Here is a 22,412-nt window from a genome sequence, read left to right on the forward strand (position 1 = left end):
GCGTTGCGGAATGTACCGGCCCTCTTTGCGGATCAGGCGATGTTGACCAAAAAAGGCAAATACGGATTAAAGGCTCTGGTCGATCTGGCGCGGTTGCCCCAGGGAGAAACCGCCTTCGTGACCGAGATTGCCACGCGCAACAATATTCCGAAGAAATTTCTGGACACCATTCTTCTGGAGCTGCGCAACAGCGGTATTCTGCGCTCCAAGAAGGGACCGAATGGCGGTTATTCCCTATCGAAAATGCCATCCGAAATCATGATCGGCCAGGTCATCCGCACGCTGGACGGGCCTTTGGCTCCCATCCGCTGTGCCAGCCGTACCGCCTTTGAAGCCTGCGACGACTGTGACGATCCCGAGACCTGTCAGGTCAGGGTTTCGATGACGGACGTGCGTGACGCCATCGCGACCATTCTGGACAATATGACGCTCGCACAATTCGTCGCGAAGGATGGGCAGGACGCGCTTTCCATTCCTGCCGGAAAATAGGCTTCGCTTATTGCCGGCGCAGATCATCCTCCAGAGAGGCAATCAGCCCGGATTCACTCAGGCCATCGATAAGGCCGAGACGCGCCATCAGGATTTCAAGCGTGATGGCATTGTTTCTGACCGAGCGAAAGGTCACGTTTTCCGCGCCCACCTGCGCCGCATCGATATTTGCCGCCAGGCTGGAGATTTGCGCTTTCAGCAGTTCAATGGCGAGAAAAACCTCGCCGATGACGGGACGCGCCACGCCCTCGTCTGCCAATCGATCAATCAGTAGCGTCGAGAGTTCACGCTGTTTTTCACCCAGCGCCACCGCGGCTTTCAGCAGGGTGGCGACGGAGGCGGCGAGATTTCCTGCGCCCTGCGCAAGAAATGTAACCTGATCGGCGCGCAGCAGGCCATCCCATGATGTATCCGGCCGATTGCGCAAAACCACGAGCAGGTTTTTTCCCGCCGCATTCACAGCCGGAACCACAATCCAGTCCGCATCGGTCGCAACAGGGCGCACTACGTCGTCGGGAAGCCGCAGGGCGAAATCGTCGTCATTCGTTAAGACCGCATGCTCCGCGCTGAGATCGGAGGAAGCAAGCGCGAAGGTTTCGCCAAGATCGAGACGGCCAAAGAGGGCCTTGCGTTGCTCTTCGCCGCCGGCATTCCGGATGAATTCAAGCGCAGTGAAATGTTCGACCAGATCACGCGCTGCCTCCGCATCCGCGGCAGCAATAATCGAAAGCGCCTGGGCGAGAATATCGTTGGTTATATCCGCTCCACCCAGTTCGTTCGGAACGGAGAGGGCAAGAAGGCCGGAGCGGGCGATCCGCGCGTGGATCTGTCCGCTATTTTCGAAGGGACATTTCCCGGCAATTGCCCGGGCGACGGTCAGCACATCGCCATCCGCGCCGAGACGTGGAGGAACGAAACGAATTCTTTCGCCGAGAGGCGTGACAGATCCCATGCTCAACTCCCTCAAAAAATAACCCGTTGAAAGCGCTCACTCAGTCCAGCGAATGATAACGCCCGTTCTGGTAGACCAGCGAATGTCCGGAGCCGATGCGGATCGCCTCCACCTTGCCGATGATGATCACGTGGCTGTGCCGCTCGATTGCTTCTTCGATGGTGCAGTCGATAGCGGCAACGGCGTCCTCAAGAATGGGCGCGCCACTTGCAAGCCTGGTCCACTCCGCGCCGCGATAACGGTCCGCACCCTTCAGGCCGCCAATGCCGGCAAACTGGTTGGCGATGAACTGATGGTTCGCGCCGATGATGTTGACGGCGAGGTGACCAAAACGCTGCACCACCGGCCATGTGGACGACGAGCGGTTGAGCGCCACCAGAATTCTCGGCGGATCGACAGACAAAGCGGTAGCCGAAGTGACGGTTGCACCGGTGCGCGCCTCGCCTTCTCCGGCGGTGATGACGCTGACGCCGCCGCCGAGTGTTCTCAGCGCCGCCTTGAGGCTGTCGGCATCCGCAGCCTTACCCGAGACCGGATCGCGAAGATTGATGAATTGTTGATCCTTGGCCGCATATTGCAGTGTCATCGATCGCTCCTGAAAACAGCTGAATTGTCCAATAGCTAGCAGCGGCGGCAGGGGATTAAATAGACATCGTTTTCCATAATATTTATATTCTATGGAAATAATGTTCTATCTGTCAGACCCTTTCTTACTCAACCCGGCGGGCAAGAAACCGGACAAAAAGAGGGTAGCCAATTCCCCCGGCTATATAAGAAATTTCGTTCCAATTTTTCCGAAGAGGGGAGTGTTTGTCTCTCCCGCGAGCCTTGCCACACCGGCGGTCTGTAACCCTAGAAAACCGGGTACAGGCTAAGCATGGCGAAGTTCATTTCGCAGATTTCTTCCCGCTCAAGCTCGAGATCGCTTTTTCCCTGCCTGATACGCCCGGTATTATCCAACGGATGAAGAGTAACCTGCTCATCTGCGTGCGGCCGACGCCGGGTCAGACCGAACAGATCAAAAGTAAACGCATGAAATCCCTGCGGCATGTGCGCCTCCTTTGCTCAACGTCCACTATCCTCTGGCGCGGATCCAAAATCGTCAATATTTTCCATAAAATTACTATTCTATAATTGGTGAGCAGCCTGCAAAGGTGGACTAAGGTTGCCCGAATGGGGGAAATTCCATTTCGCAGGCCAGAATCGGCAGGATTTCAGCGTATGAGCCTCACGGCCAGGCCAACCTACGTTTGAGAATGAGGCCTGCAAAAGCGCCAAGACCACAAAAAAGGAAAAATACCCAACCCGACACCGCGCCCGCATGAATGCCCGACAGCAGCACGCCGATGGTGCAGCCAAGCGCGGTCATGCCACCCCAGCCCATCAGCACACCTCCGGCAAAACGGGTTGCCAACCCGCCGGCAGACGGCCAGGATGGCTGGAATTTTCCCGCCGAAAGCGCGGCTGCGAAGCTCGCGAAAATCAGCCCCAGCACGAAGACGCCGTTAGGCGACAGAAGCGTGGTTTTCACCGCGCTGATGCAGCCGCGCACCGTATCGAGGCCCGCAAGCGTTTCCGGCACCCATGCCGCGGATGCGCCGGCCGTTCTGACGATGCTGCCGAGTTCAGCGGTTACCCCAAGCGGCGCAACGCGGAAATAGGAAAAGGCGCTGATGGCTGCGACCAGAACCCCGGTGACGACAGGCGGCCAGCGTTCGACAAAAACGCTTCGCAGGGCCTGCTGCAGCCGGTTTTCCGGTACGCCCGATGGAACAGGCGCCGACTTATCGAAAAAAAGAACAATGAAGATCAGCCCGGCCAAAACAAAACCGGCAAGCAACAGTGCCAAGCCGTATCCCAGATGGTGCGGCAGCCAGACCGGTGGGTCGTTGAATACGCTGAGCGTATAAAGAAAATTCCAGCTGAGGAACGCCAGCAGAAAACCGAGCGCCGCACCGGCAATGGCAAGAACGGAGCCAAAGGCTCCCTCCCCCAACCGGTAAAAATGCCCGGACAGGCAGGAGCCGGAAAGTGCAGCGCCTACACCGAAAACCGTCGACGCCAACGCCAGGACCCAGCCGACCGGGCCGATATGCGCATTGGGCGGCAGACGACCGGGTTGCGGAACCGGCATCCACGCGATGGTGATGATCTGATAAAATGCCACGCCCGCAAGAAGTGCGACGAGAATTGCAAGAACGCCATCCGAGCGCCTGTCGTCGATGAAATCCCGGAAATTGCAGAGGAAACAGAACCGCCCGCGCTGCATCACGATGCCGAAAGCGATACCGGCCAACAATGAAAACGCAAGCTGCCTGCCGTTCTCAAGCGTCCCCAGTTGGTGAGCCGCAACAGTCAGCGTGCATAAAATGGCGAAGGCCGCGAAGCGGCGAAAGGTAAGATGCATGAAATACCGGATATGGCAGGAGAAAATGCCGGTGCGCCGCACTGGCGCACCGGCTTCAAAAACGAAGGCTGCGGTTTATTTGCCCGTCCAGACCGTACCGGTCGGATTGCTGATGGGAACGCCGACCGCATTGCCATATTCGGTCCAGGAACCGTCATAGTTGCGGACGTCGTAACCGAGTATCTTCTTCAAGGCGAACCAGGTGTGGCTGGAGCGCTCGCCGATACGGCAATAGGTGATGACCGGGGCGGAGCCGTCGATACCCTTTTCCGCATAGATCGCCTTGATCTCATCTGCAGATTTGAAGGTGCCGTCCTTGTTGACGATGGTGCCCCACGGCACGTTGACAGCGCCGGGAATATGACCAGCCCGCACTGACAATTCCTTGACGCCATCGGGTGCGAAAATCTTGCCGGAATATTCATCCGCCGAGCGAATATCGACCAGCTTGATATTATGTTTGCCTTCGGCCACGGCGACCACGTCAACAAACCGCGCCCGCACCGAGGTGTCCGGTTCGCCAAGCTTCAGTTTCGTTTCGGCCGTTGCGGGTGCTGATGTGTCGAAAGGCAGGCCCTGCGCTTCCCAGAGCTTGCGGCCACCATCCAGCAGCTTCACCCGGTCGCCAAGACCATAGGTTTCAAAAATCCACGCGCCCCAGGCGGCGAACCAGTTATTGTTGTCGCCATAAAGAACGATCGTCGTATCGTCGCCGACGCCGGCCTTTTGCAGCAGTGACTGGAAATTTTCCCGTGCGGCAATGTCGCGCCGTTCCTTGTCGACGAGGTCCGTATGCCAGTTGAGGTTCACCGCGCCGGGAATATGCCCGCGCTCGTAGACACCCGTATCGACGCTGACTTCGAAAACTCGAACCTTCGGATTGTCGAGATTTTCCTTCAGCCAATCGGCCGTCACCAGCGCGTCCGATGCTCCGGCAGCGGACAGCGATACCGTCGACAACAACAATCCGCCGAGAGCCGACGCTACAAACTTGATCCTGGACATTCCCTTACCCCTTCCTGATTTGATGGCCATTGAAAGGTCGCAACAAAATCGTCCGGAGCGAAGAAACGCTTTTTCATATTTTCTGTAGAAAATAAATACAGTCACTCAAAACAATCAAAAGGTGAGATTCGAAATTTATGGCGGATAAAACAGCCATAAAGCGCTCAAAGGTTGTGTATGCGACGTTTGGCTTGACCAAATCCGTTTGCAACGGATGGATCAGAGTGCGCTTACATCACCCTGAAGATGCGCACCACGAGCCGCCGGCAGTCCCCGTATTCTCGATCTGGTCGCAGGCGTTTCAGAACCCGCACCCGTTTTCAGGCGTGCCAGCAGGTCATATCCCTCTGGCCACCTTCCAAAACCGGCAGCGATATTGATATGCCCTGCCGGGCCAAGATTGACGAGATCGCTTCCCCAGCTGGCGGCCGTGTGCGCCAGGTCTTCCGGGCTCATATAGGGGTCGTTCATACTGCCCACGAGAAGGCTGGGAAAGGCAAGCGGCACCAGGGGAAAGGCTCCGAACCGGACAATACAGGGATGCATCGCTTCCACCCTGTCCAGATGGGCCGGTGCGACAAGAAGCGCACCTCTGATTTTTGCCGCCGCCGGCCGGGAGGCCATATTCGCGACCAGCACGCAACCGAGGCTGTGGGCGACGATATAGGCGCTGTCGACAGAGGCAAGCGCTGCTTCAAGACGATCAAGCCAGTCCTCGAGAACCGGGCATTGCCAGTCATCCTGATCTACCAGCTGCGCTGCGGGATCATCCAGCAGCCAGTGTCGCTGCCAATGCCCCTCATCCGAACCGTTCAGTCCGGGAACAATCAAGGTGGTACACATGCCTGCTCCGTGGTTGCGGGTGGTCCGTGCAAAGCATGATGATTTTTACGATTCCAGTCGAATGCTCGCTTGCTCACCTTTCTGGATCAAAGAAAAAATCGATCTGAAGAAATTCGATAAAGAAGAAAATGCGTTCTCAACCACCGATAAATCTCTGTTCGGGCGGAATCATTTACTCACATTTTTTACATAGAAAATATGTGCAATATATTCCCTTCCTGCGGAAAGCTTTTCCTCCGACGCACATCAAATGAGACACCGCTGCTTGGCCCATCTGCCGCCGCTTTGTCATTCTCGCACCGCGACATGAATCGAAAATTCAGGCGGATAATGTGAGCAGCACGAGCGAATTTCTCTGGTACATCCCCAATGACGTCAAACCCGGCCACAGGGGCGATGCCGTCAGCGATAACCATAACAGCCTCGATACATTGACCAGCCACGCAAAGGCGCTGGAAAATCATGGCTGGAAAGGTGCGCTGATCGGCACCGGCTGGGGCCGGCCCGACACATTCACGGTGGCGGCCGCCCTTGCGGCGCGCACCACCACCTTCGAACCGCTGATCGCCATCCGCCCCGGCTACTGGAAACCGGCCAATCTCGCATCCGCCGCCGCCACACTCGATCAACTCTCGGGTGGCCGGGTACGGATCAATGTCGTCTCGGGTCGCGACGAGCTTGCCGCCTATGGCGATGAAGAAGGTGATCAGGCGCAGCGTTATGCGCGCACGAAAGAATTCATGCGGCTGGTGCGGCGGCTCTGGACGGAAGAAAATGTCACCTTCGACGGGGATCATTTCCGGGTCAGGAATTCGACTGTCCTGCCGCGTATCGCCGCACGCGACGGCCGGCCGCACCCGAAGCTTTATTTCGGCGGCGCGTCCGAGGCGGCCGAGCAGGTCGCCGCAACCGAGGCCGATGTACAATTGTTCTGGGGCGAGCCGCTCGCCGGTGTGGGCGAACGGATAGAAAGGCTCAGGCATTTCAGTGAAACGCTTGGCCGCGACCTGCCGCCGCTGCAATTCGGCCTGCGGATCACCACGCTGGTGCGGGAAACGACGGCAGAAGCATGGCGCGACGCGGAAGCAAAGGTTGCCGAGATGGCAGCAAATAACGGAGCGCGCTGGAACGATCATCTGCAAGGCGTGGCAATCGGCCAACGCAGGCTGCTGGATCTGCACCGTCAGGGCGATGTTCTGGACGATAATCTTTACACCGCACCGGGCAAGTTTGGCGGCGGCGGTGCGGCAACCACATGGCTGGTGGGTTCGGCGGAAGATGTCGCGGCGTCACTGCGCAAATACCGCGCGCTTGGCATCACCCATTTCGTGCTTTCCGACACGCCCTATCTGCAGGAGATCGAGCGGCAGGGCGACAGGCTGTTGCCACTGTTGCGGGATTGATGCCAAGACGATGCCGGACGATCTTGCAGAGGCAAGGCCGCCCGGCGTTTTCATCGATCAACCGCCCGCCGCCTTGATGCTCTGACGGCCGAGAATCGTGCGGATCATGTGGCTTTGTGGCGCATGCGCCCTTGCAGTGATGGCATCGCGATGATGGCGTTCGAGATTATAATCCCGGCGCAGGCCGCGATTACCGCCAAGCTCCAGCGCCAGATCCGTCACTGTCACCGCATTGTCGATCACCACATGGCGAACGGCGAGCGCGTCGGTTCCTACCCTTTCGCCAGCGTCGATATCGCGGGCGACGGAGAGAAGTAGACGCCGGTTTGCAGCAAGAAGCACTTCGATCTGACCGAGACCTTCCTGAATGCGGGGAATGGAGGAGAGCGGCGCACCAAGGCTTGCCGGGACATGGCCATTCAGATGGCGCAGGAGATCGTCACGTGCCGAAAGCGCAACACCGTGATAGACGGAAGCCAGCAGCGCGAAGAAATTATAGCCGTCTGCCTCATCGCGCCGCAACGGCTCATCCGCCGGTTGTTCGGCAACGATATCGGCAAGCGCCACCCTTACCTCCTTCAGCACCAGGTCATGGCTTGCAGTGGCGTACATGCCGGTCGCCTCCCATGCCTTTTCCTGGGTGATGCCCGGCGCATCCAGTGGTACCAGAAGCTGGATCAGGCGCGGCGCCTCTTCCGTCGTCACAGCAAGCACGATCGCCCATTTCAGACCCGGCAGGCCGGTGACGAAACTCTTGCGGCCATTGACAACCCAGACATCGCCCTCGATCCGCGCCGTCGTTTCCGGCAGGCCGCCATGGGCCGGTGAACCGACCCCCGGCTCCGCCTGCGCATTGTTCAAAAGCGCCGGCTCCCTGCTATTGGCGGCCAGCACCCTTGAAGCAAGTGCCACCGGCCACTTGCCGCGCCGTATCGCGGCATGAACGCTGTAATGCATGGCGAGAATGAGGGCGGTCGACGGATCGCCCCTGGCAATGGCCGCGATCACGGCATGGGCCGTCTCAATGCCCTCGCCCCAGCCGCCATCCTTTTCAGCCGTGACGAGACCCAGCAGGCCGGACTTGAAAAGCGCCTCGAAATTGCCGGCGGCGAATTCGCCACTTTTGTCATGATCCGCCGCCGTCAGGCTGAAATCGTCGGCCAGCGCAGTTGCAACGGCAACAGGGCTCGATTGCTGCTCCGGCGCGCGCGGAACGGCGGATAACGCACCACTCATGCCACCGCCCTTTCACTTGCCGTCACGAAACGATCGTCAATCCATTCACCGAGATCGAAGTCGTTTTCAAGGAAACCCCATTGATGCAGGAAATCCTTGTAGTGACCGACAGCGGCGACAAGGTCCGCATCAAGGCCGAGGCCGAGATGGTGGTGAACCTCCGGCCCGTTGGCGGCCAGAACCTGTTCCTCCGTCGCGCCGGCCTCACGGGCAATAAAACGACGCGTTTCTTCCGGATGCTGCTCCGCCCAGAGCGAGGCTTTGCCGATGGCACCAACCAGCCGCTCCACCAGATCGGGACGCTCATCGGCAAGCCGCCCATCAACCGTCAGCACCCGGGGCGAACCGGAATTGATGCGTATTTTCGGATCGGGGTGAAAACCGAATTCCACCACCTGCACCGCACCGATCAGATTGGCGGCAGCAATACCCGCCGTTCCCTTGACGAAGATCGCGTCGACCTCACCCCGCAGTAGCGCGATGATCTCCTCACCGAAAGACTGCCGGCGCTTCAGCCCGAAAAGCGAAGGTCCTTCCTGCGAGGCCAGCACCGAATCCGTGATGACGATATCCTTCAGTTCGACATCCTCTACCGTCAGCCCTTCCAGCGAAAGCGCCGAGACAATCCCCTTCAGCGCCGTAGCCCGCATGAAATCGACAATGCCTTCCGGCCTGCGCGGCACGCCGAAACGGCGACCGACAAGATCGGCAACAGAGCGGATACCGGTTTCCGGCAGGGTGATGATTGCCTGAAACTCATCCGTCCAGGTAATGCCGACAAGGCGCGTATTGCGCCCTTCCGAACGGGCGCGGATGGGCGGCACATTGCCGCCGTGACGGAAGGACCATTCCAGCGTGTGGTTGAAATGGCTCTGACGAACGGAACGGTCAGGCGAATCGATGATGGATTTCAGCGATATGCCGACCTCCTCGAAGGTCTGCCCGAGATAACCGAGCTGGGCCGCCAGTCCCACGGGCGTGGGCACCGGGCAGCGTGTGTACCAGATTTCAGAAAGTGACGTGCTCATGGCTTTGTCCTCGATGAAAGGGAAAAGTCCCGGCCCGCAGCAAAGGGGCCGGGTCTGGTGAAACGATCAGGATGCGGCGATATGCGCGAAGGCGAGGCTTCCCGCCACACCTTCGGCACCGATGGTGTGATCGGCGATACGCTTGTTGAAGATGGTAATTTCGGGTGCCGCGACGATATCGATGGCCGGCACGTCCTCTACGAGGATCTGCTGGATTTCCTTCCATTGCGCGACGCGCTTGTCCGGGTCGATCTCGATGGCGGCGGCTTCGAGAAGCGCATCCACCTTCGGATTGCTGTAGGCCGCGCCATTGGAGAACGGCACGCCCTTCTTGAAGTTCTTCGACCAATAAAGCCGCTGCACGCCGACGGTGGGATCGAAGAGGTTGCTCATGCCCTCATAGGCAAAATCGAAATCGCGATCCGTGTAGATGCGCTTGGTATAGGTGGCGAAATCCTGCGTGCGCACCGTCACGTCGACGCCGACTTTCGCCAGCGCCTGGCGAATATAATCCGCGCCGCGCGGATAGGCTTCGGTGCTCGGCACGTAATCCAGATTGAGCTTGAAACGGATGCCATCCGCACCGCGCTTGTATCCGGCCTCATCGAGAAGCGCTTCGGCGGCCTTCAGATCGATCGGATAGGTTTTCAGATCATCCACGAACCATTTCGTCAGCTTCGGATTGATCGGGCCGGTGATGGTCGCGCCGTAACCGTAATTAACGGTGTTGAATATGACGTTGCGGTCGATCACATGCGCGAAGGCGCGACGGACGCGTACATCTTTGAACACATCCTTTTCGAGATTGAACTCCACGCGGCTGACGGAATTCGAATATTGATAGCCGTTTGTCTCAAAACCGAGGCTGGGAAGCTCTTTCAAGCGGTCGAGATCGCTATAGGCGACCGGCGTGCTGGGGGCGAGATCGATCTCACCGGTTTCAATGGCAATCGCGCGGGCGGATGCGTCGGGAATGAAGCGGACGATCAGCTTGTCGAGATAGGGGCGCGGCGCATCCCAATAATCGGCATTGCGCTCAAAAACGATATGGCTGCCGCGCACCCACTCCTTGAACTTGAACGGGCCGGTGCCGATGGGGGCGAGATTGACCGGGTTTTCGGTGACTTTCGTACCTTCATAGAGATGTTTCGGCACGATGGGCGTTTCGGCGGCGGCGAGCGCCGTTATCAGATATGGCGCTGGTTTGGAAAGAACCAGAACCGCCGTCAACTCATCAGGCGTCTCGACGCTTGTGAGGTTCAGGAATGTATTGCGACCGCGCGGATGCACTTCCTTGATGGTATTGATGGAGAAAGCCACATCGGCTGATGTAAACGGCTTGCCGTCATGCCACTTTACGCCGGGCCTCAGCTTGAAGGTGTAGCGCAGGCCATCGGCGCTGACATCCCATGATTTGGCCAGCAGCGGCTTGGGATTGAGATCGAAATCATAGGTCAGCAGACCTTCGGTCACCTTTGGCGATATATAGACGGAATTATAGGCCGTATGCGCGATCGTCGTCAGCACCGGTGGTTCCGATGAGATGAGCAGGGTGGCCGTGCCGCCACTTGCCGGCTCCGCCGCGAGGAGCTTCAGCCCCGGCAAAGACACCACGCCAAGCGCCACCGATGCCAGCAGGAATCCTCGCCGCGTCGTCTGGTTGAAAATAGTCATGCGATACCCTCTCCTTGATTGAACCGGCGAAAAACCGGCAAACTGAACGGTCGCGCTTAGGAAGAAGTTTGTTCCGCAGAGGAGAGTGAGTTTGGCATGAAGAACCAACCACTCTCATAATTAGGAATTATCTTTTCTTTATGACGCATATTTCCGTAAATTTCAGAAAATAATTCTATTACTCTTTGACAAATTCCATAAAATTAGTCAACTAATGCTCACGCCTTTCGAGGCTGATTTTATGTTTCCCACGCTTACGGACTGGAGCCGATGTCGAATTCGAAACGGATTTTATCGCAGGCAAGACGGGTGGCCATTCAGGCCATTCCGACGGTTCTCGGTATCGTCATCCTGAACTTCTTCCTGCTGCAGCTGGCGCCGGGTGATGCCGCCGATGTCCTGGCGGCGGAAGCGGGTTCGGCAACCGTCGAGACCATGGCGGAAATCCGCTCCCGCTTTGGACTGGATTTGCCGGTTCTGCATCAGCTGATGAACTATCTCGGCAATCTGGCCCAGTTCAGCCTTGGTTTTTCGCCGCGATACGGCATGCCTGTGGCAGACCTTATCGGCCAGCGCCTGCCCGGCACGCTTGCGCTGATGGGTGCAGCCCTTGGTATCGCGATCTTCGTCGGTGTGTTCCTCGGCTCCATCATGGCGCTCTTCTCCGGCAAGCTGCCGGACCGGATCATTTCGATTGGCTCACTGATCTTTTATTCCGTACCGGGTTTCTGGATCGGCCTGATGCTGATCCTGACCTTTTCGGTCAAGCTCGGCTGGCTTCCGTCCGGCGGTGACAGCACCATCGGCAGCAGCCTTACCGGGTTTCCAGCCTTTCTCGACAGGCTGCGTTACATTGTGCTCCCTGCCCTGTCGCTGGCGCTTTATTTTCTGGCCATTTATGCCCGCCTGACCCGCGCGGCGATGCTGGAAGTGAAATCCCAGGACTATGTGCGCACGGCGCGTGCCAAGGGCGTTTCGCCGATCAGGCTCACCACGCGCCACATCCTGCGCAACGCGCTCATCCCCATCACCACCATGGCCGGCATGCATATTGGCGGCCTCCTCGGCGGCGCCGTCGTGGTTGAAACCGTCTTCAGCTGGCCGGGCCTTGGCCGCTTGGCCTTCGAAGCCGTCATGGCGCGGGATTTCAGCGTGCTGCTCGGCATTCTGCTTCTCTCCTCCCTTGTCGTCATCATCGTCAATGCGGCCGTGGACCTGTTGCAGGCATGGCTTGACCCCCGCATCGGAGAAAGCCGATGAATTCCTCCCACACGACAGCGGTTCTCAACACGGCCGAACTTGGCGCTGAAGAGACCAATCCCAAACCGAAAAAGCCGGAAGAAAAGGCCTGGCCCTATATCCATGCCCCGGATGCGCTTTCGGCCCGCTCCGTCTCCGTGCCGCGGCGTGGACTGCGGCGCGAACTGAAAATCTTCCTCACCAATCCCAATGCCATCGTCGGGTTGCTGTTTCTCGCCACCGTCATCGTCACCGCACTGATCGCCCCGTTGATCTATCCCGGCGATCCCCTGGAAATGGTGGCCCGCCCGTTCCTGTGGCCGGGCCAGAACGCGGCCTATCCGCTCGGTACTGATTCCATGGGCCGGGATGTTCTGGCCGGCATCGTGCATGGCGCGCGCATTTCGCTCACCGTCGGTGTCGTGGCAACGCTGATCGGCCTCACCATCGGCATCGCGGTTGGCGCCTTCGCCGGTTATTTTGGTGGCGTCATTGATGATATCCTCGTCAAGCTGATCGAAATCTTCCAGACCTTGCCGAATTTCGTGCTCTTGGTGGTGCTGGTCGCCATCGCCCAGCCGTCTGTCACCACGGTCACGTCAGCCATCGGCATCATCACCTGGCCGCTCGTTGCGCGTCTTACCCGTGCGGAATTCCGCGCCATCCGCGAAAAGGATTATGTGCTCGCCGCGCGCAGCCTGGGTTATGGCCATGCCCGCATCGTGTTTCAGGAAATCCTGCCTAATGCGCTGCCACCGATCATTGTCACCTCATCCGTCATGGTGGCGGGAGCGATCCTCATGGAAGCAGCGCTATCCTTCATGGGGCTTGGCGATCCCAACCGTGTCTCCTGGGGATCGATGATCGGTTCCGGCCGTGATGTCATCCGCACGGCCTGGTATCTGACCGCCCTTCCCGGCCTTGCCATCGTCTTCACCGTCATTTCGCTGAACCTCATCAGCGATGGCCTCAACGATGCGCTCAACCCCCGTTTTTCGGAGGAACGCCGATGAGCAAACTGATCGAAGTCCATGATCTCTCCGTCAGCTTCGGCTCAACCCAACCGGTCAAAGGCGTCAGTTTCGATGTCAGCCCCGGCGAAATGCTGGCGATCGTCGGCGAAAGCGGCTCCGGCAAATCCCTGACGGCGCTTGGCCTGATTGGCCTCCTGCCCTCCCACGCCAAGACCGGCGGCCGGGTTCTGCTCGAGGGCCGCGATCTGCTGCCGCTTTCCGAGCGGCAATGGCGCGGCATTCGCGGCCGGGATATCGGCATGATCTTTCAGGAGCCGATGACCTCGCTCAACCCGGTGCTGACGGTCGGCGAACAGATCATCGAGGTGCTGCGCATCCATGAGAAGATCGACCGGCATCAGGCGCGCAAACGCGCCATCGAACTGCTGGACCTCGTCAACATTCCCGATGCCGGCCGCCGGGTGGATGATTATCCGCACCAGCTTTCCGGCGGCATGCGCCAGCGTGTGATGATCGCCATCGGCGTTGCCTGCAATCCGAAACTCCTGATCGCCGACGAGGCGACGACGGCTCTTGACGTGACGATACAGGCGCAGATCCTGCAGCTGCTCGACAATCTGCGCCGCGATCTCAACATGGCGGTCATCCTCATCACCCACGATCTCGGCATCGTTGCACAATGGGCAGACCGGGTGATGGTCATGTATGCCGGCCGTAAAGTGGAGGAAGGGCTGCCGGAACCGGTTTTCTCCAACCCCTACCATCCCTATACGCGCGGCCTGCTTGCCGCCTCGCCGCGCGCGGAAGACGGCCAGCATTATCGCGACGGGCCGCTCATCGAGATTCCCGGCTCCATCGTTTCCGCCACGGGGGAACGCGGTTGCGCCTTCCGACCGCGCTGTCCGAGCGCCCGTGGTTTCTGCGGGCAGTTCGTGCCGCCGCTGAGGCCGATTTCGGAAGGCCGCTACGCCGCCTGCCCCTTCGTATCCCCCACATCCCAGGAGGTGTCCAATGACGCTCTTGTCAGTGCATAGTCTTTCCACCCACTACTCGGGCGGACGAGGAACCGTGCGCGCCGTCGATGACGTCTCGCTTGATATCGAGGCGGGCGAAACCGTGGCACTGGTGGGCGAATCCGGCTGCGGCAAATCCTCGCTCGGCAAGTCGCTGATGCGTCTGGTCGAGCCGTCATCCGGCAGGATAACCTTCAAGGGCGCTGATGTCACGGCAATGACGCCTTCGCAGCTGCGCGGCATACGCCGCCGCATCCAGATGATCTTTCAGGATCCCTTCGCCTCCCTCAATCCGCGACAGACGGTGCGCACCATCCTTACCGGGCCGCTGAAAGTGCACGGCATCGGCGACCGGGCGCGCCAGCGGGAGATTGTTGAAGCCATCGTCGCGCAGGTCGGCCTGCCGGCTGACGCGCTCGACCGTTATCCGCATGAATTTTCCGGCGGTCAGCGCCAGCGCATCGGCATTGCCCGCGCACTGGTTCTGGAGCCGGAACTGGTGGTCTGCGACGAGCCGGTCTCGGCGCTTGATCTGTCGATACAGGCGCAGATCCTCAATCTTCTGGTGGAGATGAAGAAGCGGCTTTCGCTGTCCTATCTCTTCGTCTCACATGATCTGTCCGTGGTGCGTTATTTCTCCGACCGCGTGCTGGTCATGTATCTCGGCAAGATCGTCGAAAGCGCCCCGACATCGGAACTCTGGGCTTCTCCGAAGCATCCTTACACTCGCGCCCTTCTCGCTGCCGTTCCCGATCCCGCCCGCCGCAAGCAGGCCGCGCCCATTTCCGGCGATCTGCCGAGCCCGCACGATCCGCCATCCGGCTGCCGGTTTCATACACGCTGCCCGCTCGCCACCGATCTCTGTCGCGAAAAAGCACCGGACTATACCCTTTTCGGCAAGAACCACGCCGTGGCCTGCCACCATGCCCAATAACTTAAAGGAGCAACCATAATGGTCGACTATCGCTATCTCGGACGCAGCGCGCTGAAAGTTTCACCGCTGAGCCTCGGCACGATGATGTTCGGAGGCCCGACACCGGATGACGTGGCCTTTCGCATCATCGACAAGGCGCGCGAACAGGGCATCAACTTCATCGACACCGCCGATGTCTATCACGACGGCAAGTCGGAAGAGGTCGTTGGCCGCGGCATCAAGTCCACGCGCGATCACTGGGTTCTGGCGACGAAATTCGTCAATTCCCATACCAAGGGCCCGAACCTTGGCGGCCATTCTCGCAAATGGGTGATCGAGACCGTCGAGAATTCGCTGCGCCGCCTTAACACTGATTATATCGACATCCTCTATTTCCACCGCGCCGTCTTCGATGCGCCGCTGGAAGAGCCGGTGCGCGCCATCGCCGATCTCATCCGCGCCGGCAAGCTGCGCTATTTCGGCGTTTCGAACTTCCGCGGCTGGCGCATCGCTGAAATTTCGCATCTGGCCGACCAGCTAGGCATCGACCGGCCGGTTGCCAGCCAGCCGCTCTACAACATCGTCAACCGCACGGCCGAAGCCGAGCAGCTGCCAGCGGCCAATCATTATGGCCTTGGTGTCGTGTCCTATTCACCGCTCGCACGCGGCGTACTGACCGGCAAATATCAGCCGGGCGAACAGCCGGGTGCCGATACCCGCGTTGGCCGGGGCGACAAGCGCGTTCTGGAAACGGAATGGCGTCCGGAATCGGTTGAAATCGCCCAGAAGGTCGCGGCCCATGCCGCTTCAAAGGGCGTTTCGGCGGCGGATTTCGCGCTCGCCTGGGTGCTGAACAACAAGTTCGTCACCGCCGCCATCACCGGCCCGCGCACCGAAGAGCACTGGAATGGCTATATCCGCGCCCTCGATGTGAAAATCGATGCCGGAGATGAAGCACTGGTCGACAGCCTTGTGACAACAGGCCATCCCTCGACACCCGGTTTCAACGATCCGAGCCATCCCGTCGAAGGCCGCGTGCCGCGCAATCTCGAGGCCGCACACCGCCCGGCGCTCAAGCCGCGCGCGGTCGCCTGATCGTCCAGACGAACATGCCTGCGGCGCGATTGTGCCGCAGGCTATCACATCCGCTCACGGGAAAACCGCAATGTCCAATCCGAAACCACAGACAACCACCACCAATAATTCCGGCGTGCCGAGCCGTGACGAAATCCTGGCCCGGGCAAAGGACATTGCGGCTATCGCAGCCCGGGATGCCGCCCGCCGCGAGCGTCAACGGGAACTGCCCTTCGATATCTTCGCCCTTATCAAGGAGGCAAAGATCGGCACGCTGCGTGTCCCCGAAGCCAAGGGCGGACCGGGCGGCTCGATTGCCGACTACATCGAAGTGCTGATGATCCTCGGCGAAGCCGACAGCAATATTCCGCACGCGCTTCGCAGCCATTTCAATTTCACCGAAAATCTCGCCCTTGCACCCATCGAGCTGGAGGACCGGCGGCATCTTGAACATGTCCTTGCCGGCAAGCTCTTTGCGGGCGCCAGCACCGAACAGGGCACCAAACGCCCCGGCGAAATCACCACGCGGCTAAGTGCCGATGGCGACCGCTACCGGCTGAACGGCCGCAAATGGTATGCGACCGGTACGGCCTTTGCCGATTTCGGCACCTTCAGCGCCATTGGCGATGACGAGCAGCCAATCGGCGTGCTCATTCCGCTTGATCGCACCGGCATCACCATCCTCGACGACTGGGACAGCATGGGCCAGCGCATGACGGCAAGCGGCGGCGTGCTGCTTGAAAATGTCGAGGTGCTGCCGCATGAGCTGACAACCCGCAAGCTCGGCACCCAGATCGGCCGCCACAGCTCGGCCATGCGACAGCTGCACCTTGCTGCGTCTGCCGCCGGCGCCGTTCAGGGCGCGCTTAATGACGGTGTGGAATATGTTCTGCGCCAGGCGCGCACCACGCTTCACAGCGCTGCGGAAACCGCCAATCAGGATCCCTTCGTGCAGAAGATGCTGGGTGAAATCAGTGCCGGAGCTTTCGCCGTCAAGACACTCATCCGCGAAGCGGCCCGAACGCTCGACCGAACGGCTGCAGCCTTTGCAAATGGTGACGAAGAGGCCATTGAGGCAGCCCTGCTGGAAGGCTCGCTCGCCACCGCCCGCACCCAGATCATCGCCTCGCAGCTTTCGCTGACCGTCGCTACCAACCTCTATGAACTCGGCGGCGGCTCGGCGACCTCGAGCGAACGCAATTTCGACCGCCACTGGCGCAACATCCGCACGGTCTACAATCACAATCCGCTGGCCCACAAGGCGCGGGTGATTGGTGACTATTACCTCAATGGCACCACGACGCATCTCAGGGAAGGCCGGGTGTTCTGACCATGCGGAAGATGCAGGCGGCAAAGGAGGAACAGCAATGAGAACGGAGTTTGTCGCTCCCGCCGCGAGCCGGGCAGCTTTTCGCCTGCCCACACTTTCCAGGCTGCCGCCGCTGACCGCCTTGCGCGCCTTTGTCGTGGCCGCCCGCCATGCGAGCTTCTCGCGGGCGGCGGAGGAACTGCATGTCTCCACCGCCGCCATCGGCCAGCAGGTCCGTATTCTCGAAACCCATCTCGGCCAGCCGCTTTTCAGCCGCCAGCGCGGTGAATTGCTGCTGACGGATGCCGGCAGCGCGCTTTATCCCGGCCTTGCCGATGCTTTCGAGACCATGATTGGCAGTCTTTCCGACCTTATGGTTTCGAACGCACGACCGCAGTTGAAGGTTCTGGCGGAAGGTTGCTTTGCCGCCCGCTGGCTGGCGCCGCGGCTGGGCAGCATCGTTCCGGCCCTCGGAGACGTCGAGCTTTCGATCGAATCCATCGAGGGTGAAACCGTCGATCTCACCCATTTTGATGCCGATTGCGCCATCGTCGCCACCCACGCGCAAATTCCGGGCTTTCTTCACGAGCCGCTTTTCGCCGATACCGTTAGCGCTGTCTGCACTCCGCAGTTCGCAACCCGCCATGGGCTTGCAGGCGAGCCCGCCCAATTGCGGGATCTCGGCTTTGCGATGTTGCGCGGCAATGGCCTGGACGCCGCCTTCGAATGGGCGAACTGGCTGCGCGCGTGCCGCATTCCGCTCCGGCTTTCGGCGACAGGCCCACGTTTTACGCGCCAGACGGCGCTGATAGAAGCAATCTTATCCGGCCATGGCATCGGCCTCGCGCGCCACTCGCTGATTTCGGAAGAACTGAAAAGCGGCCGTCTTATCGCCCCCTTCGGCTCACCGCAGCCGACTGCGAGCCGTTACCACCTGCTGACCAGTCCTGACAGGCGGCGGCTGCCGGAGGTCGCATCTCTACTCGCTCTGTTGCGCGAGGATATACGCTCCCTCGAAGCCGCCGCCTGAACACGCCCGTCCCACCTCAGGCGCGTTCCCTTTGCAACTCTCTGGCCGCGTAGATGTTATCCGGCCGTGGCAGGCCATAATGGTCGCGCAGCGTATCGCCTTCGTAATCTTCGCGGAACAGGCCGCGCCGTTTCAGGATCGGCACCACCTCATCCACGAAGATATCGAACCCGCCATTCAGCCATGGCGGCATGATGTTGAAGCCATCGGCGGCGCCCTCGCGGAACCAGGTCTCTATCCAGTCCGCCACCTGTTCCGGCGTTCCGGAAATCACCTTGTGGCCGCGCCCGCCGGCAAGCCGGTGCAACAATTGTCGGATCGTCGGGTTTTCCCGGTCTATGACATCGAGGACCAGCTGATGGCGGCTGCTATCCGCCTGCGCGCGCGTCGCCTCGACGGCCTCTATTGGCAGCGGCTGGTCAAGATCGGCCGATGACAGGTCTATGCCTGTGATGCGCTGCAATTGCCCGAGCGAAAAGGCCGGCTGGATGAGATCGTTGAAGGAGGCCTCAAGTTTGCGCGCCTCCTCCTCGGTTGAGGCGATAAAGGGGCTGATGCCAGGCAGGATTTTAACATGGGCGGGATTGCGACCTGTGGCGGCAACACGTCTCTTGATGTCAGAATAAAAAGACCGCGCACTCTCCAGAGTTTGATGCGCGGTAAAGATTGCCTCAGCATAGTGAGCCGCAAAACCACGGCCCTCCTCCGAGGAGCCGGCCTGCACATAGACCGGCCGGCCCTGGGGTGAACGCGGCAGGTTGAGCGCGCCCCGCACCCGATAAAATTCCCCATCGTGATTGGCGGGGTGGATGCGGTCTGTCTCGGCAAACAGACCGCTTTCCTTGTCGGCGACGATGGCATCGTCTTCCCAGCTGTCCCAGAGCTTCGTCACCACATCGACGAACTCGATGGCCTGACGGTAACGGTCGGCATGCGGCGGATGTTTCTGGAGATTGAAGTTACCGGCCGCAGCATCCGCCGAGGTCGTGACGATGTTCCAGCCAATCCGGCCGCCGCTGATATGATCGACGGACGCAAACAGCCGCGCGAGATTGTAGGGCTCGTAATAGGTGGTGGAGGCCGTGGCGATGAAACCGATCTTTTCGGTGACGGCAGCGAGCGCCGAAAGCATGGTGATCGGCTCCAGCCGGTGGCGGGCGGCATAGCGGATATTGGCATCCAGCACCGGCGCATCGGCAAAGAAGATGGCATCCAGTTTCGCCGCTTCGGCCTTGCGGGCGATATCCTGATAGAGCTTTATATCGGTGACGCGATGGGGCTCCGAATCCGGATGCCGCCATGCAGCCTCATGATGTCCGCCAGGATAGATGAAGGCATTGAGAACCAGCTTTTCGGATTTTCTGCTCATGGAAATAACCTCTTATTCGCTCTGATGCGGCTTGAAACCGAAGGAGGCTCAGGCCTCCTTCGTCACCCAGGCTTTGGCGAGATTGCCGCTCAACCCCTCTGCGCCGGTCGCGTAGTCCTTGATGCGCACGCTGCCGACGACCGGCTGGATGGGAGAGACGAGATTGATGACGGGAAGATCCCTGGCGACAACGGCCTGAAATTCCTTGAAGAAAGTCGCGCGCTTTTCGATATCCGGCTCCACTGCCGCCGCTTCCAGCAGCCGGTCCACCTCCGGATTGGCGTAATGGCTGGCATTGGAGAACGGCAGGCCGATCTTGAAGTTCTTGCTCCAGTAGACGCGCTGCACACCGGCTGTCGGATCGAAAGTGTTGGAGAGGGATTCCACCGAAAGGTCCCAGGCGCGGTCGGTATAGACGACCTTCACATAGGTGCCGAAATCGAATTTCTGGATATCCGCCTCGATGCCGATTTTCGACAGCGCCTGCGCGATGAAATCCGAATAGGTCTGCGGATTGAACGGGTTGGTGGTAACTCTGAGCTTGAAGCGCTTGCCGCCGTCCTTGCGCGGAAAGCCTGCCTCATCCAGCAATTTCTCCGCCTGCGCGACGTCGAACTTGGCAAAACCGATATCCGCATTGTGGAACTTCGCAAGGCCGGGGCTGATCGGCGTCGGCGACGGCACGGCATAACCATAAAGCACGGTATCGATGAGCGCCGGAACGTCGATGGCATGGGCGATGGCCTGCCTGACCTTCAACTCCTTGAGATATTCGTTCTCAAGGTTGATGACGAGCTGGTTCTGCTGGCCGGCATAGGCATAGATGCGGTCATCCACCTTCAGCGTCGGAATGGATTTCAGCCGTTCCAGATCGGCAAGCGCGACCGGGTTGGGGCCGATGTCCCCTTCCCCGGTTTCCAGTGCGGCAGCACGGGCACCCGCATCGTTGATGAGGCGGATGATGACGCGGTCGAGATGAGGGCGCGGCGCGTCCCAATAATCGGCATTTTTCTCCAGCAGGATATGACTGCCCGGCACCCATTCCTTCAGCACGAAGGGACCGCTGCCGATGATCTGGGCGGGCTTCGGATTATCTGTCGGCTTGAAGGTTTCGAAAATATGCTTCGGCACGATTGGCGATTCCGACGAGGCAAGCGCGGTGATCAGGCCCGGGGCGGGCTTGGAAAGCTTCACCTTCGCAACCAGCGGATCTGATATATCGACGCTTTCAACGTTCGAGAACGTCGCCCGGCCGCGCGGATGCGCCTCTTTCAGCCGCAGGATGGAGAATTCCACATCCGCCGATGTCACAGGTTTGCCGTCATGGAACTTCGCATTCGGCTGCAGATGGAAGACATATTCCAGCCCGTCGGCCGAAACGCTCCATTCCCTAGCAAGACTTGGCTGGGGCGACAGCTCGTAATCATAGGTCAAAAGCCCGTCGTAAATTTTCGAACCGATGAACTGTGGGCCGCCCGCACTGGTATTGATGGCCACGAGCTGGGTCGGTTCAGGGAAATATACGATCTTCAGCGTGCCGCCCGAAACGGGCTCTTCGGCAGCGGCGAAAGAACCGCCCGGAAGCGCAACGAATGCGCCGGCGGCAAGTGCAATCTTATGAAACTGGCGTCTGGAAATGGTCATGTCTGTCTCCGAAAAAATCCGATGTGCGGGAGCGGCAACTCAATGCAACTGTGGGAACCCGTGGCGCTCGGCGAGGATTTGCAAAATGCGTTTGGTGTCCTGAATGAAGTGCGTATCGCCCTTTGCCGCGGCGTCAGCGGGTGCCTCGCCGGCAAAGACGAACAGCGGCAGCGACTGGTTTTCTTCACCCACGGCGGCGATGACCGCCTCACGCGGGCGCTGAAAACCGACGCGGCGGATATCGATCTGCCCCGCTAGGTCTGGAAAGGCGGCAAGCAGACCCTCGATCTGGTTACAATGCGGGCAGACGAAGCGGACACCCGGGTGCTTGGGGTCTTCAAAACCGGGGGAGATCAGAAAAAGCGTGTCCTTGGCCATGGCATCCATCATTTGCGGGTGAGATTTCCAGTTCACAGTGCAGGCAGCCAAAGCGTGGGTCCAGAAAGCAATTCTTGCTTTGAAACGAAGAATTGCTTTGCGTTAAATTATTGATGAAATTGATTTTTTTGAAATTTCAAATGCCGGCATCGCTGTTCCTGCCGGCCTGTTCCAAAAGCAATGTTTTTCCCGAAAATACCATTATCACGCGACAGCGAAAAAAGGCCGGACAGCAATTTTCAGCAATAAAAAACCCGACAGAATTGCCGGGTTAGAGTTGATGAAGAAGATCATAGACCGCTCTACCGTCATGCCGGGCTTGTGTAACCCGCAATATCAGATGGCAGGACGAGCCTTTTTCCGGGATTAGCTGGGAATATCCTGTATCCTGCGGTTAGAGCCTTGTTTCCATGATAGTTTTCTGGATCGGCT

At 59.4% G+C, this 22,412-nt stretch carries 21 protein-coding genes; 9 read left to right on the forward strand and 12 right to left on the reverse strand.

The annotated features are described in order from the left end of the window. Positions 1-39: 39 nt before the first annotated feature. The gene (locus EXN68_RS26780; RefSeq protein ID WP_046801485.1) at positions 40-489 is read left to right on the forward strand and encodes an RrF2 family transcriptional regulator; all 450 of its coding nucleotides are present in this window, start codon (positions 40-42) and stop codon (positions 487-489) included. Positions 490-496: 7 nt separating this feature from the next. On the opposite strand, the gene EXN68_RS26785 is transcribed toward EXN68_RS26780, so the two are convergent. The 6 genes from EXN68_RS26785 to EXN68_RS26810 all read right to left on the reverse strand — a co-directional run bounded on the left by EXN68_RS26785 (position 497) and on the right by EXN68_RS26810 (position 5,696). Continuing rightward, the gene (locus EXN68_RS26785; protein WP_142843629.1) at positions 497-1,441 is read right to left on the reverse strand and encodes an acyl-CoA dehydrogenase family protein; all 945 of its coding nucleotides are present in this window, start codon (positions 1,439-1,441) and stop codon (positions 497-499) included. A 40-nt stretch (positions 1,442-1,481) separates the two neighbouring features. Beyond that, complete coding sequence (locus EXN68_RS26790; protein WP_142843630.1) at positions 1,482-2,027, reverse strand: flavin reductase family protein; 546 nt, start codon at positions 2,025-2,027, stop codon at positions 1,482-1,484. 266 nt (positions 2,028-2,293) lie between these two features. Then, positions 2,294-2,491 (reverse strand): hypothetical protein, encoded by a 198-nt coding sequence (locus tag EXN68_RS26795; protein WP_142843631.1) that lies wholly within the window; start codon positions 2,489-2,491, stop codon positions 2,294-2,296. A gap of 178 nt (positions 2,492-2,669) precedes the next feature. Then, positions 2,670-3,848, reverse strand: a complete 1,179-nt coding sequence (locus EXN68_RS26800) for a YeeE/YedE family protein (RefSeq protein ID WP_142843632.1) — start codon at positions 3,846-3,848, stop codon at positions 2,670-2,672. Between the two features lie 75 nt (positions 3,849-3,923). Continuing rightward, on the reverse strand, positions 3,924-4,853 hold the full coding sequence (locus EXN68_RS26805) for a sulfurtransferase (protein WP_142843633.1): 930 nt from the start codon (positions 4,851-4,853) through the stop codon (positions 3,924-3,926). A 219-nt stretch (positions 4,854-5,072) separates the two neighbouring features. Beyond that, complete coding sequence (locus EXN68_RS26810) at positions 5,073-5,696, reverse strand: alpha/beta hydrolase (protein WP_142843634.1); 624 nt, start codon at positions 5,694-5,696, stop codon at positions 5,073-5,075. Between the two features lie 332 nt (positions 5,697-6,028). Here EXN68_RS26810 and EXN68_RS26815 point away from each other — a divergent pair, with 332 nt between their 5' ends. After that, positions 6,029-7,099 carry an LLM class flavin-dependent oxidoreductase gene (locus EXN68_RS26815; protein ID WP_142843635.1) on the forward strand — a complete coding sequence of 357 codons (1,071 nt, stop codon included), beginning with the start codon at positions 6,029-6,031 and terminating at the stop codon, positions 7,097-7,099. Between the two features lie 57 nt (positions 7,100-7,156). Here the strand turns inward: EXN68_RS26815 and EXN68_RS26820 are convergent, their stop codons facing one another. The 3 genes from EXN68_RS26820 to EXN68_RS26830 all read right to left on the reverse strand — a co-directional run bounded on the left by EXN68_RS26820 (position 7,157) and on the right by EXN68_RS26830 (position 11,037). Continuing rightward, positions 7,157-8,335: an acyl-CoA dehydrogenase family protein gene (locus tag EXN68_RS26820; protein ID WP_142843636.1), complete on the reverse strand. Its 1,179-nt coding sequence runs from the start codon at positions 8,333-8,335 to the stop codon at positions 7,157-7,159. After that, positions 8,332-9,363: an ABC transporter substrate-binding protein gene (locus EXN68_RS26825; RefSeq protein ID WP_142843637.1), complete on the reverse strand. Its 1,032-nt coding sequence runs from the start codon at positions 9,361-9,363 to the stop codon at positions 8,332-8,334. Before EXN68_RS26825 ends, EXN68_RS26820 begins: the two co-directional genes overlap by 4 nt. A gap of 66 nt (positions 9,364-9,429) precedes the next feature. Further along, complete coding sequence (locus tag EXN68_RS26830) at positions 9,430-11,037, reverse strand: ABC transporter substrate-binding protein (protein ID WP_080819236.1); 1,608 nt, start codon at positions 11,035-11,037, stop codon at positions 9,430-9,432. Positions 11,038-11,307: 270 nt separating this feature from the next. Between EXN68_RS26830 and EXN68_RS26835 the strand changes: the two genes are divergently transcribed. The 7 genes from EXN68_RS26835 to EXN68_RS26865 all read left to right on the forward strand — a co-directional run bounded on the left by EXN68_RS26835 (position 11,308) and on the right by EXN68_RS26865 (position 18,589). Further along, entirely contained in the window at positions 11,308-12,297 is a 990-nt protein-coding gene (locus EXN68_RS26835) for an ABC transporter permease (protein WP_142843638.1), read from the forward strand. Next, on the forward strand, positions 12,294-13,289 hold the full coding sequence (locus EXN68_RS26840) for an ABC transporter permease (RefSeq protein WP_065117477.1): 996 nt from the start codon (positions 12,294-12,296) through the stop codon (positions 13,287-13,289). The genes EXN68_RS26835 and EXN68_RS26840 overlap by 4 nt, the downstream gene beginning before the upstream one ends. Further along, positions 13,286-14,284: an ABC transporter ATP-binding protein gene (locus EXN68_RS26845; RefSeq protein ID WP_142843639.1), complete on the forward strand. Its 999-nt coding sequence runs from the start codon at positions 13,286-13,288 to the stop codon at positions 14,282-14,284. The genes EXN68_RS26840 and EXN68_RS26845 overlap by 4 nt, the downstream gene beginning before the upstream one ends. Further along, a complete protein-coding gene (locus EXN68_RS26850) occupies positions 14,262-15,197 on the forward strand; it encodes an ABC transporter ATP-binding protein (RefSeq protein WP_142843640.1) in 936 nt (311 codons plus the stop codon). Before EXN68_RS26845 ends, EXN68_RS26850 begins: the two co-directional genes overlap by 23 nt. Positions 15,198-15,215: 18 nt before the next feature. Further along, positions 15,216-16,271 carry an aldo/keto reductase gene (locus EXN68_RS26855; protein ID WP_142843641.1) on the forward strand — a complete coding sequence of 352 codons (1,056 nt, stop codon included), beginning with the start codon at positions 15,216-15,218 and terminating at the stop codon, positions 16,269-16,271. A gap of 70 nt (positions 16,272-16,341) precedes the next feature. Then, positions 16,342-17,580 (forward strand): acyl-CoA dehydrogenase family protein, encoded by a 1,239-nt coding sequence (locus tag EXN68_RS26860; RefSeq protein WP_142843642.1) that lies wholly within the window; start codon positions 16,342-16,344, stop codon positions 17,578-17,580. A gap of 37 nt (positions 17,581-17,617) precedes the next feature. Next, positions 17,618-18,589: a LysR substrate-binding domain-containing protein gene (locus tag EXN68_RS26865; RefSeq protein WP_142843643.1), complete on the forward strand. Its 972-nt coding sequence runs from the start codon at positions 17,618-17,620 to the stop codon at positions 18,587-18,589. Positions 18,590-18,605: 16 nt separating this feature from the next. Here the strand turns inward: EXN68_RS26865 and EXN68_RS26870 are convergent, their stop codons facing one another. The 3 genes from EXN68_RS26870 to EXN68_RS26880 are packed head-to-tail and all read right to left on the reverse strand — an operon-like array spanning position 18,606 to position 21,992. Next, the gene (locus EXN68_RS26870) at positions 18,606-19,958 is read right to left on the reverse strand and encodes an LLM class flavin-dependent oxidoreductase (protein WP_142843644.1); all 1,353 of its coding nucleotides are present in this window, start codon (positions 19,956-19,958) and stop codon (positions 18,606-18,608) included. Positions 19,959-20,006: 48 nt separating this feature from the next. Next, positions 20,007-21,602: an ABC transporter substrate-binding protein gene (locus EXN68_RS26875; RefSeq protein WP_142843645.1), complete on the reverse strand. Its 1,596-nt coding sequence runs from the start codon at positions 21,600-21,602 to the stop codon at positions 20,007-20,009. A gap of 39 nt (positions 21,603-21,641) precedes the next feature. Next, positions 21,642-21,992, reverse strand: coding sequence for a DUF3088 domain-containing protein (locus EXN68_RS26880; RefSeq protein ID WP_142843646.1), 351 nt, complete (start codon positions 21,990-21,992; stop codon positions 21,642-21,644). Positions 21,993-22,412: the final 420 nt, after the last annotated feature.

The organism is Martinezella rhizogenes (assembly GCF_007002745.1).
GTDB classification, from domain to species: Bacteria; Pseudomonadota; Alphaproteobacteria; order Rhizobiales; family Rhizobiaceae; genus Agrobacterium; species Agrobacterium cucumeris.

Bases quoted from the DNA above. Each gene is read 5' to 3' on its own strand.
- EXN68_RS26825 (WP_142843637.1), bottom strand. From the start codon at position 9,363: ATGAGCACGTCACTTTCTGAAATCTGGTACACACGCTGCCCGGTGCCC.
- EXN68_RS26820 (WP_142843636.1), bottom strand. From the start codon at position 8,335: ATGAGTGGTGCGTTATCCGCCGTTCCGCGCGCGCCGGAGCAGCAATCG.
- EXN68_RS26855 (WP_142843641.1), top strand. From the start codon at position 15,216: ATGGTCGACTATCGCTATCTCGGACGCAGCGCGCTGAAAGTTTCACCG.
- EXN68_RS26830 (WP_080819236.1), bottom strand. From the start codon at position 11,037: ATGACTATTTTCAACCAGACGACGCGGCGAGGATTCCTGCTGGCATCG.
- EXN68_RS26865 (WP_142843643.1), top strand. From the start codon at position 17,618: ATGAGAACGGAGTTTGTCGCTCCCGCCGCGAGCCGGGCAGCTTTTCGC.
- EXN68_RS26845 (WP_142843639.1), top strand. From the start codon at position 13,286: ATGAGCAAACTGATCGAAGTCCATGATCTCTCCGTCAGCTTCGGCTCA.
- EXN68_RS26840 (WP_065117477.1), top strand. From the start codon at position 12,294: ATGAATTCCTCCCACACGACAGCGGTTCTCAACACGGCCGAACTTGGC.
- EXN68_RS26810 (WP_142843634.1), bottom strand. From the start codon at position 5,696: ATGTGTACCACCTTGATTGTTCCCGGACTGAACGGTTCGGATGAGGGG.
- EXN68_RS26800 (WP_142843632.1), bottom strand. From the start codon at position 3,848: ATGCATCTTACCTTTCGCCGCTTCGCGGCCTTCGCCATTTTATGCACG.
- EXN68_RS26850 (WP_142843640.1), top strand. From the start codon at position 14,262: ATGACGCTCTTGTCAGTGCATAGTCTTTCCACCCACTACTCGGGCGGA.
- EXN68_RS26785 (WP_142843629.1), bottom strand. From the start codon at position 1,441: ATGGGATCTGTCACGCCTCTCGGCGAAAGAATTCGTTTCGTTCCTCCA.
- EXN68_RS26835 (WP_142843638.1), top strand. From the start codon at position 11,308: ATGTCGAATTCGAAACGGATTTTATCGCAGGCAAGACGGGTGGCCATT.
- EXN68_RS26790 (WP_142843630.1), bottom strand. From the start codon at position 2,027: ATGACACTGCAATATGCGGCCAAGGATCAACAATTCATCAATCTTCGC.
- EXN68_RS26870 (WP_142843644.1), bottom strand. From the start codon at position 19,958: ATGAGCAGAAAATCCGAAAAGCTGGTTCTCAATGCCTTCATCTATCCT.
- EXN68_RS26880 (WP_142843646.1), bottom strand. From the start codon at position 21,992: ATGATGGATGCCATGGCCAAGGACACGCTTTTTCTGATCTCCCCCGGT.
- EXN68_RS26875 (WP_142843645.1), bottom strand. From the start codon at position 21,602: ATGACCATTTCCAGACGCCAGTTTCATAAGATTGCACTTGCCGCCGGC.
- EXN68_RS26805 (WP_142843633.1), bottom strand. From the start codon at position 4,853: ATGTCCAGGATCAAGTTTGTAGCGTCGGCTCTCGGCGGATTGTTGTTG.
- EXN68_RS26860 (WP_142843642.1), top strand. From the start codon at position 16,342: ATGTCCAATCCGAAACCACAGACAACCACCACCAATAATTCCGGCGTG.
- EXN68_RS26780 (WP_046801485.1), top strand. From the start codon at position 40: ATGTTGACCAAAAAAGGCAAATACGGATTAAAGGCTCTGGTCGATCTG.
- EXN68_RS26795 (WP_142843631.1), bottom strand. From the start codon at position 2,491: ATGCCGCAGGGATTTCATGCGTTTACTTTTGATCTGTTCGGTCTGACC.